We start from the raw sequence: 13,894 nt of genomic DNA, 5'->3' as shown, positions 1-13,894 counted from the left end.
TCTCCGCTTTTTGATCAGGTTTGGTCAGGTCTGTTCTGTTTTGTTCAGGGCTGCATAAAGAACCGGTCAATCCATTCCGGGTCCACGCTTTCCAGGGTTGGAAAATACCAGCGCGGCTTCAGGTCCTTGTCGATCAGCAGTGCCCGCACGCCTTCGGCAAATTCGCCCATTTTCAGGCTGCGCAGTGACAGTTGCAGTTCCTTGTCGAATACCTGGGACAGGCTGTCATGCAAGGTGTTGTGATAATGTTGCCAGGTCAGGGTCAGGGAAGCTGGTGACGCTGATGCCACGGTTTTCACCGCCTTGATCAGCCAGGGGTCATCACCGGCGTACTTGCCCAGGTTATCCACCACGTCCAGCAGTGAGTCGCCGTCGGTGAGCGACTGAATGACATCAAAATGCTCACGGACAACAGCCCGGGGCAATGCATCCCGGGAACCGGCCTCGAACCTGCGCAATACCTTGTTGACCGCAGCATGAGCCCCGGTATCGAAATCGGAATGCTGCAGGGCGTGCTTCACTTCTTCGCGCATGTCGTGGCGAATAAACCGGTCTGCCAGACCGGTAAAGATGGCATCGGCAGCGTTCATGTGCGCGCCGGTCAGGCCCAGGAACAACCCTGTCCGGCCCGGCATCCTGTTGAGAAACCAGCCGGCGCCCACATCCGGATACAGGCCAATACTCACTTCCGGCATTGCCACCCGCGAATGCTCTGTCACTATCCGGTGGGAGCCACCTACCATCAGTCCCAGCCCGCCACCAATCACAAGGCCGTTACCCCAGATGATAAACGGCTTGGGATACGTGTGTATCAGATAGTCCAGCTCGTATTCGTCGGTGAAGAAAGCTTCCCCTTCACTGACAGACTGGCTGTCGGAACGTGGCTCGGTCATATCCCGGTAAAGCGCCACTATGTCGCCGCCGGCGCAGAACGCCTTTTCGCCCTCACCTTCGAGCCAGACAGCGCCAATGCCGTCGTCTGCTGCCCACTGGTCCAGCCTGGCCTTCAGCGAGTGGATCATCTCCAGTGACAGAGCGTTCATGGAGCGCGGTGCATTCAGACGGACAACGCCAATGCGACTGCCGCCGCCGGCTTCCAGTTCTTCAAAAATGACTACTTGATTGCTCATAGCATTTACTCAGCTTTTCCGGCCCGGCTTATCGGTTTTTCCACTCTGGGGTACGCTTTTCAAGAAACGCATTTACCCCTTCGCGCTGGTCCTCGGTGCGGAACAGGTCCACAAACAGCTCCCGTTCCATGCGCCAGCCGTCGTCATGGCTGCGGCCATCGCGGGCGCTCATCACCAGGGTCTTGCAGCGGGCAACGGACGACGGGCTCTGTTTGCTGGCCATCTTTGCCAGCTCCAGGGCCTTGTCCAGAGCGCCGCCGGAGGGCACTACTTCTTCCACCAGACCAATACTCAGCGCCTTATCTGCCTTGATGCGCTCGCCGCACAGGATCATGCGCTTGGCCCAGCCTTCGCCAACCAGCCAGGGCAGATTCTGGGTACCACCGGCACAGGGCAGCAGCCCCACGGTCGCTTCGGGCAGGGCCATCTGGGCATGTTCTTCGGCGATGCGAATATCGCAGGCCATGGCGCATTCCAGGCCACCACCCATGGCGTAACCGTTCACTGCTGCAATCGACACGCCCCGAAAGCGGCTGAGGGCGCTGAATGCCCGGCCGAAGGCCTTACCCATCAATTCGGCGTTGGCGATATCGCCATCGGCAAAGCTTTTCAGATCGGCGCCGGCGGAAAAAAACTTCTCGCCCTGGCCGGTCACCACCAGTGCGAAGATATTGAGGTCCTCATTCAGTGCCTCGATGGTTTCTTCCAGCGCTTTCAGTGAGTCCAGCGTCCAGGTATTTGCCGGTGGATTGTTGATCGTAATGATCGCGGTGTGGTCGCGTTTTTCCAGCTGAATCAGTTCGCTCATGTGATTTTCCTTGTTATTGAATGGCTTCGGCGACGCCGGGCTCCAGCAGCCGACGGGCCACAATCAGCCTCATGATTTCGTTGGTGCCTTCCAGTATCTGGTGTACCCGCAAGTCCCGTACATAGCGCTCCAGGGGATATTCGCGGATATAGCCGTAACCACCGTGGAGCTGCAGTGCCTCGTTGCACACCTCAAAGCAGGCATCCGTGGCAAAGCGTTTGGCCATCGCGCAGTGGAGCGTGGCTTCATTATCCCCCTGGTCCAGCCGGTAAGCCGCCAGGCGAACCATCTGCCGGGAGGCCACCAGGTTGGTGGCCATATCCGCCAGCTTGAACTGCAATGCCTGAAAACCCGCCAACGACTGGCCGAACTGCTCGCGCTCGTGCAGGTAGTTGCGGGCGCGCAGCAACGCTGCCTGGGCGCCACCAATGGAGCAGGTAGCAATATTCAGGCGTCCGCCGTCGAGGCCTTTCATGGCGATCATGAACCCCTGGCCTTCCTCGCCCAGGCGGTTATTGGCAGGCACACGGACGTTCTCGAAGGTAATCTGGCGGGTCGGCTGACTGTTCCAGCCCATCTTTTCCTCGGCCTTGCCGTAGTGAATTCCATCACTGTCGGCCGGCACCACAAAGGCACTGATGCCTTTCGGGCCGCTGCCGGGCTCCCCAGTGCGGGCCATGACCACCAGCATCTGGGTAGCGCCAGCGCCGGAAATAAACACCTTGCTGCCATTAAGCAGGTAGCTGTCGCCATCCCGGGCTGCCCTGGTGCGCAGGTTGCCGGCATCGGAGCCGGCACCCGGCTCGGTCAGGCAGTAGGAGCCGAGCCATTCACCGCTGGCCATTCTCGGGGCAATCTGTTTCTGGATGTCGGCATTGCCGAATTGCGCCACCATCCAGGTCGCCATGTTGTGAATGGTGATGTAGGCGGCGGTGGAAGGGCAGGCCGCGGCCAGCTCCTCCACAATCACGCTGGTATCCAGCCGTGACAGGCCCATGCCACCCTGCTCCTCCGGGGTATAGATGCCACAGAAGCCCATTTCGCCGGCTTCGCGGATCACCTCCACCGGAAACACATGCTCTGCATCCCATTTTGCCGCGTGCGGCGCCATGGCCTTTTCCGCGAAGGCTTTGGCAGCCTCGCGGAAGGCCAGCTGATCTTCGGTCAGATCAAAGTTCATGTGCTCCCCTTACCGCATGCGGATGGAGAAGTTGGTTTCGGCAACCGCATCGCTGCTGAACCAGCGCGCCGTGATGGTCTTGGTTTCGGTATAGAACTTCACCGCCTGCTTGCCGTAGGCATGCTGGTCACCGTAGAAGGAGCCCTTCCAGCCGGTGAAGGAGAAGAACGGCAGGGGCACAGGAATGGGCACGTTGATACCTACCTGGCCCACTTCGATCTCATGCTGGTAGCGGCGTGCCGCACCACCGGAGCTGGTGAAGATGGAAGTGCCGTTGCCGTAGGGGCTGTCGTTCACCAGGGCGATGGCATCCGCCAGGGTATCCACTTCCATGCAGGACAGCACCGGACCGAAGATCTCTTCCTTGTAGATATCCATGTCAGTCTTGACGCCCGAGAATAGGGTGGGACCAACCCAGTTGCCATCCGGCAGGCCTTCCACCGAGCAGTTGCGGCCGTCCAGCAACAGGTTGGCGCCCTCTTCCTCACCGCGGGTAATCAGTGATTCCACGCGCTCTTTCGCTTTCTGGCTGATGATCGGGCCGTAGCTGGCAGACTTGTCGTTCCAGGCGCCCGGTTTGGCGGCGGCCAGGGCGTCCCTCACTTCCGGGATCCACTCCTGGGCCTCGCCCACGAAGACTGCCACGGAGATAGCCATGCAACGCTGGCCGGCTGCGCCAACAGACGCGCCTACGAGAGCCTTGACCACCTGGTCCTTGTTCGCATCCGGCAGCACAACCATGTGGTTCTTGGCACCGGCGAAGCTCTGTACACGCTTCATGTTGCGGGTACCGGTCTCGTAGATATAGCGGCCTACCGGCACGGAACCCACGAAAGACACCGCCTTGATGGCCGGGTCGGTTAACAGCACGTCCACCTGTTCCTTGCCACCGTGAACCACCTGCAGCACACCCTTGGGAGCGCCGGCCTGCTCAAACAGCTCCGCCAGTTTCATCGGGGTCAGGGGGTCCTGCTCGGACGGCTTGAGGATAAAAGTGTTACCGCAGGCGATAGCCATGGGAAACATCCACAGCGGGATCATGGCCGGGAAGTTGAATGGGGTGATACCGGCACAAACACCCAGGGGCTGGGTGTAGGAATAGGTGTCGACTTCACGGGCCACGTTCTCGACGGTCTCGCCCATCATCAGTGACGGGATGTTAGCCGCATGCTCCACAACCTCGATGCCACGCCAGATGTCGCCTTTGGCATCCTCGAAGGTCTTGCCGGTTTCACTGGAGAGAATCTCGGCAATTTCGTCATGGTGTTCTTTCAGCAGTGCCTGGTAACGCATCATCACCCGGGCACGTTCGGAAACCGGGGTTTCTCTCCAGGCCTTGAACACTTCACCGGCATTGTCGATGGCGCGACGCATTTCCGCATCCGTGGTGCACGGGGCACGGGCAATCACTTCGTTGGTGGCAGGATCGGTAACGTCAATCCACTGGTCGGTCTGGCTCTCTACGAACTCACCGGCGATATAAAGGGGTACGTTTTTCATAGCGATGTTCCCTGTCATTGTTGTAGGTGTCGGGTTGATGCCCTCAGGTTGTCACCAAGCCTAGCACAGCAATCTGCCTGCCAATGATTGACTAAGTTTCGACCATGATGGATTATCTTTCGATACATGAGAAATGCAGCCAACGATTATGACCAAGACGTCCCAGTGGCCGGTACCGGCAGACAGCATCCGTTATGTCATTCCGGACCCGGTAATACGCAGCCTTTCACGCCACCCCCTGACCCGCGATCTGTACCCCCTCGCCTTCGGCCACTACCGCCGCGCAGCGGGCCATCATATGCACCGGGAACATCACAATGATGATCTTTTGATCCATTGCACGGAGGGAGAGGCCTACCTGAACATTGAAGACGAGCCCTGCCTGGTACGGGGTGGCGACCTGGTGCTGATACCCGCCGGAGCCGCTCACCGCTATACCGCGGCACCGGACAACCCATGGACAATCCACTGGGTGCACTATGCCGGCCCGCTGGCGGCAAACTTCCGCGAGCACATGGGTTTTACCGATGACACCCGTATCCTCCACATCGGGCGGCAGCCGAGGCTGCTTGTGGACTTCAACGGATTGCTGTCGGTCAGGCAGACCGGCTTCCGCACTCCGGGCCTGGTGCATGTGGCCAATCGCCTGCGGCAGTTACTGGCTGCGGTACCCCTGAATGTTGGCGAGGCTGGCCACGCCCAGCAGCCGGACCTGGACATTATCCACAGCTTCATGCGGGAACACCTGGACGAGCGCATTACCCTTGGCCAGCTGGCGGACCTGACCGGCCTGTCGCCGGCCCATTTTGCCACCCGCTACCGCGCACTGACCGGTGTCTCGCCCGTCCAGCATTTTCTGCACCTGAAAGTGGAGCAGGCCTGCCAGTTGCTGGATACCACGGACCATTCCTTCACCCAGATCAGCAGCATGCTGGGGTACGATGACAACTATTATTTTTCGCGGCTGTTCAAAAAAGTCATGGGCCAGTCCCCTACCGACTACCGCCATACCCATCGTCATTAAGCAGTGTATCTGCCGACCTTGTTGCCGCTATTCGGCAGAGTGCATACTGGAGGCCATCATTACCTGACCCTCACCTGACCCTCTGACTGTCAACCCGGGAGACACCTGTGGCCGGCCCATCCGTTTACACCGACACCAATGGCGCTGTTGCCACCATTGTTATTAATCGCCCCGGAAAACGTAACGCCGTTGACCGCAAAACCGCCGAAGCGCTGCGTCAGGCATTTGCCGACTTTGAGGCGAATGCTGAGCTGGAAGTGGCCGTGCTCTGGGGTGAAGGCGGCAATTTTTGCGCGGGCGCAGACCTGGAGGCCATTGGTGACCCTGAACGGCGCAACGAAATTGAAGCGACAGGGACCGCCCCCGGACCCATGGGCCCATCCCGCATGGCATTATCCAAGCCCGTAATTGCAGCGGTATCAGGCTATGCGGTGGCTGGCGGCCTGGAACTGGCCCTGATGTGTGACCTGAGGGTGGCAGAAGAGTCCGCCGTTTTCGGAGTCTTTTGCCGACGCTGGGGCGTGCCGCTGATTGATGGCGGCACCGTGCGTCTGCCGCGGATTGTCGGCCATGGTAATGCCATGGACATGATCCTGACCGGGCGGCCGGTCAACGCCGGTGAAGCCAGAGCCATGGGGCTGGCGAACCGCATTGTGCCAGATGGGGAGGCCCGGTCCGCCGCAGAAGCCCTGGCCGCAGACATTGCCGGTTTTCCGCAGAAATGTCTGCGTGCTGACCGCCACTCCGCCATTCACCAGTGGGACATGAAATTGCCTGAAGCGCTGGCTGCGGAGGGCGCCGGGGGCTATCCTGTGGTATTCGAAGAAGCGATTGAGGGTGCCGGCCGGTTTGCGGGTGGCGCCGGACGCCACGGGGCTTTCAACAAAGCCGACAAAAAACCCAGCGAGCCTTCATGAGACTGGTCTGCATATCGGATACCCACAGCATGCACCGCCAGATCAGGGTGCCGGATGGCGACATCCTGATCCATGCCGGTGACTGCCTGGGAGCGGGTACTCTCGAGGAACTGGAAGACCTGGACAACTGGTTCTCCGGACAGCCGCACCGCCACAAGATCCTGATTGCCGGCAACCACGACTGGTGCCTGCAGGACGAGCCGGCAGAAGCCGAAGCGCTGATCAGGAACGCGGTTTACCTGCGCGACAGTGGTACCGAGATTGAGGGCCTGAAGTTCTGGGGCAGCCCCTGGACGCCGGTGTTCTTCGACTGGGCTTTCAACCTGACGCGCGGCCCGACCATTGCAGAACGATGGCAGCAGATTCCGGCCGATACCGACATTCTGATCACTCACGGCCCACCCGCGGGCATCCTCGACCAGGTGATCATCGACAGCCAACTGCAGTCCGTCGGCTGCGACGACCTTGCCAGGGAACTGGAACGGTTAAAACTGAAAATGCACGTGTTCGGACATATTCACGAGGGCCACGGCCAGCAACACCTGGATGACTGCCTGTTCGTCAACGCCAGCATCTGCAACGGCAACTTCAGGCCCCTGAACCCGGCTTTTGTGATGGATCTCTGAACCGGCGAACTCAGCGCTCGGCAACGACGCGGTCGATTGCACTGCGAAGCTCGGGATCCTGCGGCGCTACACGGCTGGGAAACGCCTGCACAACCTCGCCGCGGGCATTCACCACATACTTGTGAAAATTCCAGCGGGGCTGGCTGCTCTGGCTGTTGATGGCCCGGAATACCGGGTTGGCGTCGTCTCCGGTTACCGTCGTGGGCGCAATCATGGTGAAGGTAACGCCAAAGTTGATGAAGCAGACGTTTGCAGCCTCCTCCTCGGTAGCCGCCTCCTGGCGGAAGTCATCACTGGCAAAGCCAACCACCACCAGGCCCTTGTCGCTGTACTCCCTGTGCAGTGCTTCCAGCCCCTCGAACTGCCCGGTGTAACCGCAGCGGCTGGCGGTGTTGACCACCAGCATGGGTTTTCCGGCAGCCACATCACACAGGTTGACGGAATCCGCAGAGTGCAGCTTGCGCAGATCATGGTCGAGAAAAGCCGGGCACTCAGTGGCCATCACCGACGCTGGGATCAACATGAAAATCATCGCAATCAGGGCTCGCATATCGGCTTCTCCATAAGGCATCATCAGTGGTCATTCTATGCTTACGATCTGGCCGGCAAAACAGTTTCTATGACACCCGCATTCCCCGGACATTCCTCCGTTCCCGGCACCGCCGATCTGGACAACCCGCTCTACTATCTCGAGAATTTTGAAACGGTAGTGCGGTGGGTCCGTCAGCACCACAGCGATCTGCTGACTGCCGACGAAACCCGCTACATTGACAACCTGCTTGCACTGAAGCGGCCGGAGAGGGCCCTGCTTGCCCGCATGGTGATGCGAAGCGGCGAACTGTTCAGGGTGGAAAAGCTCAACTACCCGGAACTGGGCCAACCGGTGGCAGATACCGCAAAAGCGCTTGCCCGCAATGGCTGGATCGACGACACGCCGGACCTTCATCTGGCGGATCTGTTCCGCCTGTTTACTCTTGCCGAACTACGCCCGGCCCTTGCGGACAGGATCTCCGCCGCTGGATTACCGCCAAGGGCCGCCAAGGGGCTGTTGCGGGACACGCTGATTCCGACACACCCGGATCCTGCTGCTGTGGACTATTGGCTGCCCGGTTTCCCGGCCCGGGTAATCCGCCTCAACCACATGCATCTGTTTGATCGCCTGCGGCTGATGTTCTTTGGCAACCTGCGCCAGAGCTGGTCCGATTTCGTGCTGGTAGAACTGGGCCACCAGCAATACGAGCAGGTGCCGCTTTCCTCTGAATCCCGGGCCTTCGACGAGCGCGACGACGTTGACCGCTACCTGGTCATGCACCACTGCCGTGAACGCCTGGATCAGGGCGAATCACCGGAAGCCGTCTGGCAGGATGTGCCCGCAACCAACACCAATCCCTGGCTGGAAAGCCGGCGCGGCCGGTTACTGTTCGAACTGGCCAAGCTTGCGGACCGTGGCGGCAACACAGAGCTGGCTCTCGCCGCCTACCGGCAGAGCAGCCACCGTGAGGCCCGCCTGAGGCAACTGCGCCTGCTGGAACGACGTCAGCAGCACCGCGAAGCCTGGGATCTGGCCAGGGCCGCCGCCGATGTATGCGGGTTTGGCAGGGAAGAACGGGGGCTTGAGCGCATTCTGTCCCGGCTGGCCAGGAAACTGGGGGAAACCGCGCCCCAGCCATCCACGCGCCCGGAACTTACAGTCTTTACCCTGAAACTGGACAATCCGGATGGCCGGTCGGTGGAATGGGTGACCATGGAACACCTGTCGAAACCGGAGGCCCCGGTTGCCTACGTGGAAAACACCCTGATCAACGGCCTGTTCGGCCTGCTTTGCTGGCGTGCCCTGTTCGCCCCCATCCCCGGCGCGTTTTTCCATCCATTCCATACCGGCCCCGCAGACCTGCACCGGGAAGATTTCGTGGAACGCCGGCAAGCACTCTTTGACGAGTGCCTCAGCGCTCTGACCACCGACGATTACAAAACCGGGATCCGCAACACCTGGCACGAAAAGCAGGGCATTGCCTCGCCCTTCGTGATCTGGCCGGTGCTGTCGGAAGACCTGTTAAATCTGGCCCTGGAGTGCATTCCCGCCCGACACCTGGAACTGATGTTCCGGCGCCTGCTGGACAATCTGCGGGAGCATCGCAGCGGCTTCCCCGACCTGATCCGCTTTCAACCCGGCCACAGCGACCCGGACCGGCGCTATGAGATGATCGAAGTAAAAGGCCCCGGTGACCGCCTGCAGGACCACCAGACCCGCTGGCTGGAGTTCTGTGTCAGCCACGGCATCCCCGTATCCGTCTGCTACGTGCGCTGGAACGAGGCTGTCGAATGAGTGAGCTCAGGGTTGCGGTGCGGACTCTCTGCGAGTTCGCCGCCCGCAAGGGGGACCTGGATTTACGCTACACACCGGCGCCGACATCGGAAGAGGGCATTGCCGGCCACGGTGCCGTGCAGGCCCGGCGCGGGCCGAAGTATCAGAGCGAGGTTGCCCTGGCCGGCCAATGCGGCACGCTGGTGGTCAGCGGCCGGGCCGACGGATACGATCCGATTTCAGGCCGCCTGGAAGAGATCAAGACCCACCGGGGTGACCTGTCCCGGGTACGGGAAGCCCAGCGCAATCTTCATCGAGCGCAACTGCGGGTCTACGGCGCACTGCTGTGTCGTCAGGAGAAACTGAAAAAGCTCGATCTGGCCCTGATCTACTACGATGTGGGCAAGGACAGGGAAACCCCCATCGTCGAAACTGCCGGCGCTGAAGAACTCTGGCAGGAGCTGGAGCAATTGTGCGGACTCTACAGTGACTGGGCGGAACAGGAAGCCGGTCATCGCCAGGCAAGAGACAAGGCGCTATCACGACTGACATTTCCCTTTCCCGGGTTTCGGCCGCGACAACGGGCCCTGGCCGAAACCGTGTACCGGAACAGTCTTCGCAACCGGAAGCTGCTGCTGGAAGCCCCCACCGGCCTGGGCAAGACCCTGGGTACCCTGTTCCCGGCGCTGATGGCCATGCCGGCGGCCAGCCAGGACCGGCTGTTCTATCTCACCAGCCGCAACACCGCCCGCCATCTGGCAGTGGATGCCGTGCATCTGTTACGGGAGAAGCAAGCGGACACCCTGCCACTACGAACCCTGGAACTGGTGGCCAAGGACCACGCCTGCGAACACCCGGACAAGGCCTGCCACGGGGATTCATGTCCGCTGGCCAGGGGCTTCTTCGACCGGCTTCCGGAGGCCCGGGCGGAGGCAGCCAGTCATACCGATGCCCTGACACAGCAGGTGCTGGGCAGCATTGCCCGCCACCACGATATCTGCCCCTATTTCCTGGCCCAGGAAATGGCGCGCTGGTGCGACGTGGTGGTAGCGGATGTGAACCGCATGTTCGACCAGTCCGCCCTTCTCCACGCCCTTGTCCGGCAGAATGACTGGAAAGCCAGCCTGCTGATTGACGAGGCTCACAACCTGGTGGACAGGGCCCGCGGCATGTACTCGGTGGAGCTGAGTCAGGCCCGCCTGCTAAAGCTGCGGCGGCAGGCACCCAGGGCACTCAAATCCGGGTTGGAGGGGGTCTCCCGGGCCTGGCAATCAGTCATCCGGGACCATGCCCCCGAGATCAGCCGCGAGCCGGTGATTCTTGATAATCTGCCGGGCTCACTGACCGGGGCCCTGAACCGCCTGGTGTCTGCCATTACTGACTACCTGGCGGACAACCCACCGGATCTGGCGCTGCAGGAACTGATGTTCGAGAGCCTGGCCTTTACCAGGCTGGCAGAAGTGTTTGGCGACCACTCCCTGTGCGAACTGACCAGACCCGGCCGCGGCAAGGCACAACTGGCCATCCGCAACCTGATTCCGGCAGATTTTCTAAGCCCCCGTTTCGAGACGGCCCACAGCGCCCTGTTGTTCTCGGCCACCCTGTCACCGGGTCTTTACTACCGCGACTTGCTGGGCATGCCTGAAGACACCTGTTTCCAGTCGCTGCCCGGCCCGTTTTCCGCCGACCAGCTGGAGGTGCATTTCACTCCCCATATCAGCACCCGCCAGGCTCACCGGGAGCGCTCACTGCGGCCCATTGCCGAACTCATTGCGCAGCAATACCGGGAGCGGCCCGGCAACTATCTGGCCTTTTTCAGCAGCTTTGCCTACCTCAATCGCGTACGGGACACCCTGGCCAGCCTGGCGCCGGACATCCCGCTGCGGGCGCAGCGACCGGGCATGTCCGGCGAGGAGCGCACTGCTTTTCTGGAGGACTTCCGGGAAGGTGACTCCAGTGTTGCCTTTGCCGTCCTCGGCGGGGTGTTCAGCGAAGGCATCGACCTGCCGGGTGATCGCCTGATCGGCGCTTTCGTGGCCACCCTGGGCCTGCCACCGTTCGACGCCTGGCATGAAATCCTGCGCCAGCGACTGGAACGCCGTTTTGGCACCGGCCAGGCCTACACTTACCTGATCCCCGGCCTGCAGAAGGTAGCCCAGGCGGCTGGCCGGGTCATCCGCACGCCGGAAGACCGGGGGGTGATCTGGCTGATTGACGACCGCTTCCTGCAGCCCGACATCCGTCAGTTGCTGCCGGGCTGGTGGGTTGCGAACAGCAATCCAGGCCAATCCCTATAGCGGCATACCCGCCGGTTTTTGTTATGCTGCCGGATAGTTCAGAACCGGAGCATTCAATGTCGCAGTCTTCCACCGCTCAATTTCCCGCCTATTCCCTTCTGGAGCTGGCCTCGGTACGCGAGGGCGATTCCGTGGGCCAGACCCTGGCCAACAGCGTGGCCTATGCCAGACATGCGGAGAGCCTCGGCTTCCGGCGTTTCTGGCTGGCCGAGCACCACAACATGGAAGGCATCAGCAGTTCCGCCACAGCGGTTCTGGTGGGACACATTGCCGGTGCCACCGAAACTCTTCGGGTTGGGTCCGGCGGCATCATGCTGCCCAATCATCCACCACTGGTGATTGCGGAGCAGTTCGGCACACTGGAAAGCCTTTACCCGGGCCGAATCGACCTGGGTCTGGGCCGGGCGCCGGGCACCGATCCCATTACCAGTCGCGCGCTGCGGCGGGATGGCCTGGGGGCGGAGCAGTTTCCCGAAGACGTGGCCAGACTGCAGACCCTGCTCGGCCCGCTTCAGCCGGGCCAACAGGTAAAAGCCATACCCGGTGCCGGCACCAACGTGCCCATCTGGCTGCTGGGCTCCAGCCTCTACAGTGCCCAGCTCGCCGCCATGCGGGGCCTGCCCTACGCCTTTGCCGGCCATTTTGCGCCACGGCTCTATCGCGAGGCGATTCAGGTGTACCGGGACAATTTCCAGCCCTCCGCACAACTGGACAGGCCTTACGTGATACTCGCCGTTCCTGCTGTGCCGGCGGATACCGACGAGGAAGCTCAGTTCCTGGCCACCACCAGCTACCAGCGCATCCTGTCCCTGTTCCGTGGTCAGCCCCTGTGGATGCGGCCACCGGTAACATCCATGGATGACTTGTGGAACGCTGGCGAAAGAGCCGGGGTGAAAGATTTCCTGTCGCTGCAGTTACTGGGCAGCGAGGACAGCATCCGCGATCAGTTGAAGCGACTGCTGCAGACGGTTGAGGTGGACGAACTGATGTTCACCGTGGATCTTTACGACCCGGAAAAACGCCGGCACGCACTGGACATTCTTGCCGCAACCCGACACTGAACCATCTCACCGGAGGCAATCATGGCGACATCCGATATCCACGTGTTCCTGTCCCACGGGCTGGAAAGCGGTCCCGGCAGCACCAAGGTACAGGCCCTGAAAGCGGAAGCGGAAACCTTCTACGGGGTGACTGCGACTGCCCTGGACCACCGCAACACCAAAGAGCCCGTTAAGCGCCTTCAGCAAATGAAAGAGGCCATTGCGGAAGCGGGAGCCCATCCGGAGAGCACCATCCTGGCCGGTTCCAGCATGGGTGGCTGGGTGTGTGCCCGCACCAGCGCGGAAGCTCCGGTACTGGGCTGCTTCCTGTTGGCGCCGGCGCTGGCGATGTCCGCCTATCCCCAGTCGAGCCCGCGGATCCGGGCCCGGCATACCCAGATTATTCACGGCTGGGACGATGATGTGGTGCTGCCGATGCCGGTGATCGAACTGGCGCGGGAACAGAAGCTACCGTTGCTGGTCCTGCCGGACGGACACCGGCTGGAAAACAGCCTTGAGCGGCTGGTAAGCGAGTTCCGTATTTTCATGACCAACTGCCTGGCCGGAAACTGACGGGCAGCGGCCCTATTTCATCCGCGAAGCCTCGAACACCGCCAGTTCTTCTCCGCTTTCACCCAGCAAGCGTAGCTCGATTCCTTCCAGATTGACGCCTACGGTCTTTGCCAGTGCGGCAAACAGCAATTCTTCCGTCTGGCTGTCGGGGCACGCTCTGCGGGTGCTGCTCATCGAGTCAAACAGCAGGTTTTCGTCTCTTACCCGGTAGTCACCCATATACTGGTTACAGCCGCTGAAACCGCTCACCCGGCCGTCATCCAGGAACAGGATATGGGCCTTCTGTTCAGTGTCGCTTTCCGGCACCGGTTGACCGGCTACGCTTACCAGTTGCCAGTAGGTGTTGGTCAGCGGCATCGCCACAACGTCCCCGTCGCCCATCGTCGTTGAGCCTGCGCAACCGGCCAGCAAGAGCACAACGAACAGGGTTGTCATATACCCCGGAGCCGCCATTATGTTTTTCATTCCACTCCTCCCTGTTGCAGGTTCACAAT

General features: G+C 61.1%; 13 protein-coding genes. 7 read left to right on the top strand and 6 right to left on the bottom strand.

Features of this window, described 5'->3' with window-relative positions; all coding sequences use genetic code 11:
• Positions 1 to 44 precede the first annotated feature (44 nt).
• Genes DIT72_RS06900 through DIT72_RS06885 form a run of 4 tightly spaced genes read right to left on the bottom strand, consistent with a single transcriptional unit; the run spans position 45 to position 4,618 of the window.
• Positions 45 to 1,130: an enoyl-CoA hydratase/isomerase family protein gene (locus tag DIT72_RS06900; protein WP_135954420.1), complete on the bottom strand. Its 1,086-nt coding sequence runs from the start codon at positions 1,128 to 1,130 to the stop codon at positions 45 to 47.
• A gap of 28 nt (positions 1,131 to 1,158) precedes the next feature.
• Complete coding sequence (locus DIT72_RS06895; protein ID WP_135954419.1) at positions 1,159 to 1,938, bottom strand: enoyl-CoA hydratase; 780 nt, start codon at positions 1,936 to 1,938, stop codon at positions 1,159 to 1,161.
• Between the two features lie 13 nt (positions 1,939 to 1,951).
• Positions 1,952 to 3,118, bottom strand: coding sequence for an acyl-CoA dehydrogenase family protein (locus DIT72_RS06890; protein WP_135954418.1), 1,167 nt, complete (start codon positions 3,116 to 3,118; stop codon positions 1,952 to 1,954).
• A 9-nt stretch (positions 3,119 to 3,127) separates the two neighbouring features.
• Entirely contained in the window at positions 3,128 to 4,618 is a 1,491-nt protein-coding gene (locus DIT72_RS06885; RefSeq protein WP_135954417.1) for a CoA-acylating methylmalonate-semialdehyde dehydrogenase, read from the bottom strand.
• A gap of 148 nt (positions 4,619 to 4,766) precedes the next feature.
• Here DIT72_RS06885 and DIT72_RS06880 point away from each other — a divergent pair, with 148 nt between their 5' ends.
• From DIT72_RS06880 to DIT72_RS06870, 3 genes are all read left to right on the top strand, one after another.
• Positions 4,767 to 5,642: an AraC family transcriptional regulator gene (locus DIT72_RS06880; RefSeq protein WP_135954416.1), complete on the top strand. Its 876-nt coding sequence runs from the start codon at positions 4,767 to 4,769 to the stop codon at positions 5,640 to 5,642.
• Between the two features lie 107 nt (positions 5,643 to 5,749).
• Positions 5,750 to 6,559, top strand: coding sequence for a crotonase/enoyl-CoA hydratase family protein (locus DIT72_RS06875; RefSeq protein ID WP_206081051.1), 810 nt, complete (start codon positions 5,750 to 5,752; stop codon positions 6,557 to 6,559).
• On the top strand, positions 6,556 to 7,185 hold the full coding sequence (locus DIT72_RS06870) for a metallophosphatase domain-containing protein (protein ID WP_135954414.1): 630 nt from the start codon (positions 6,556 to 6,558) through the stop codon (positions 7,183 to 7,185). Before DIT72_RS06875 ends, DIT72_RS06870 begins: the two co-directional genes overlap by 4 nt.
• Positions 7,186 to 7,195: 10 nt before the next feature.
• Here DIT72_RS06870 and DIT72_RS06865 read toward each other — a convergent pair whose 3' ends face one another.
• Positions 7,196 to 7,735, bottom strand: a complete 540-nt coding sequence (locus tag DIT72_RS06865; RefSeq protein ID WP_168355027.1) for a glutathione peroxidase — start codon at positions 7,733 to 7,735, stop codon at positions 7,196 to 7,198.
• Between the two features lie 69 nt (positions 7,736 to 7,804).
• On the opposite strand from DIT72_RS06865, the gene DIT72_RS06860 reads away from it, so the two are divergent.
• From DIT72_RS06860 to DIT72_RS06845, 4 genes are read left to right on the top strand one after another with little or no spacing between them, the layout of a single operon-like run.
• A complete protein-coding gene (locus DIT72_RS06860) occupies positions 7,805 to 9,511 on the top strand; it encodes a VRR-NUC domain-containing protein (RefSeq protein WP_135954412.1) in 1,707 nt (568 codons plus the stop codon).
• Entirely contained in the window at positions 9,508 to 11,787 is a 2,280-nt protein-coding gene (locus DIT72_RS06855; protein WP_135954411.1) for an ATP-dependent DNA helicase, read from the top strand. Before DIT72_RS06860 ends, DIT72_RS06855 begins: the two co-directional genes overlap by 4 nt.
• A 56-nt stretch (positions 11,788 to 11,843) precedes the next feature.
• A complete protein-coding gene (locus DIT72_RS06850; RefSeq protein WP_135954410.1) occupies positions 11,844 to 12,848 on the top strand; it encodes an LLM class flavin-dependent oxidoreductase in 1,005 nt (334 codons plus the stop codon).
• Positions 12,849 to 12,869: 21 nt separating this feature from the next.
• A complete protein-coding gene (locus tag DIT72_RS06845; RefSeq protein ID WP_135954409.1) occupies positions 12,870 to 13,400 on the top strand; it encodes a YqiA/YcfP family alpha/beta fold hydrolase in 531 nt (176 codons plus the stop codon).
• Between the two features lie 12 nt (positions 13,401 to 13,412).
• Here DIT72_RS06845 and DIT72_RS06840 read toward each other — a convergent pair whose 3' ends face one another.
• On the bottom strand, positions 13,413 to 13,865 hold the full coding sequence (locus tag DIT72_RS06840) for an META domain-containing protein (protein WP_135954408.1): 453 nt from the start codon (positions 13,863 to 13,865) through the stop codon (positions 13,413 to 13,415).
• Positions 13,866 to 13,894 lie beyond the last annotated feature (29 nt).

Origin of the sequence: Marinobacter orientalis (assembly GCF_004792665.1) — a bacterium.
In the GTDB taxonomy this organism is placed as follows: Bacteria; Pseudomonadota; Gammaproteobacteria; order Pseudomonadales; family Oleiphilaceae; genus Marinobacter; species Marinobacter orientalis.
This window is presented reverse-complemented; position numbering and strand designations above follow the sequence as displayed.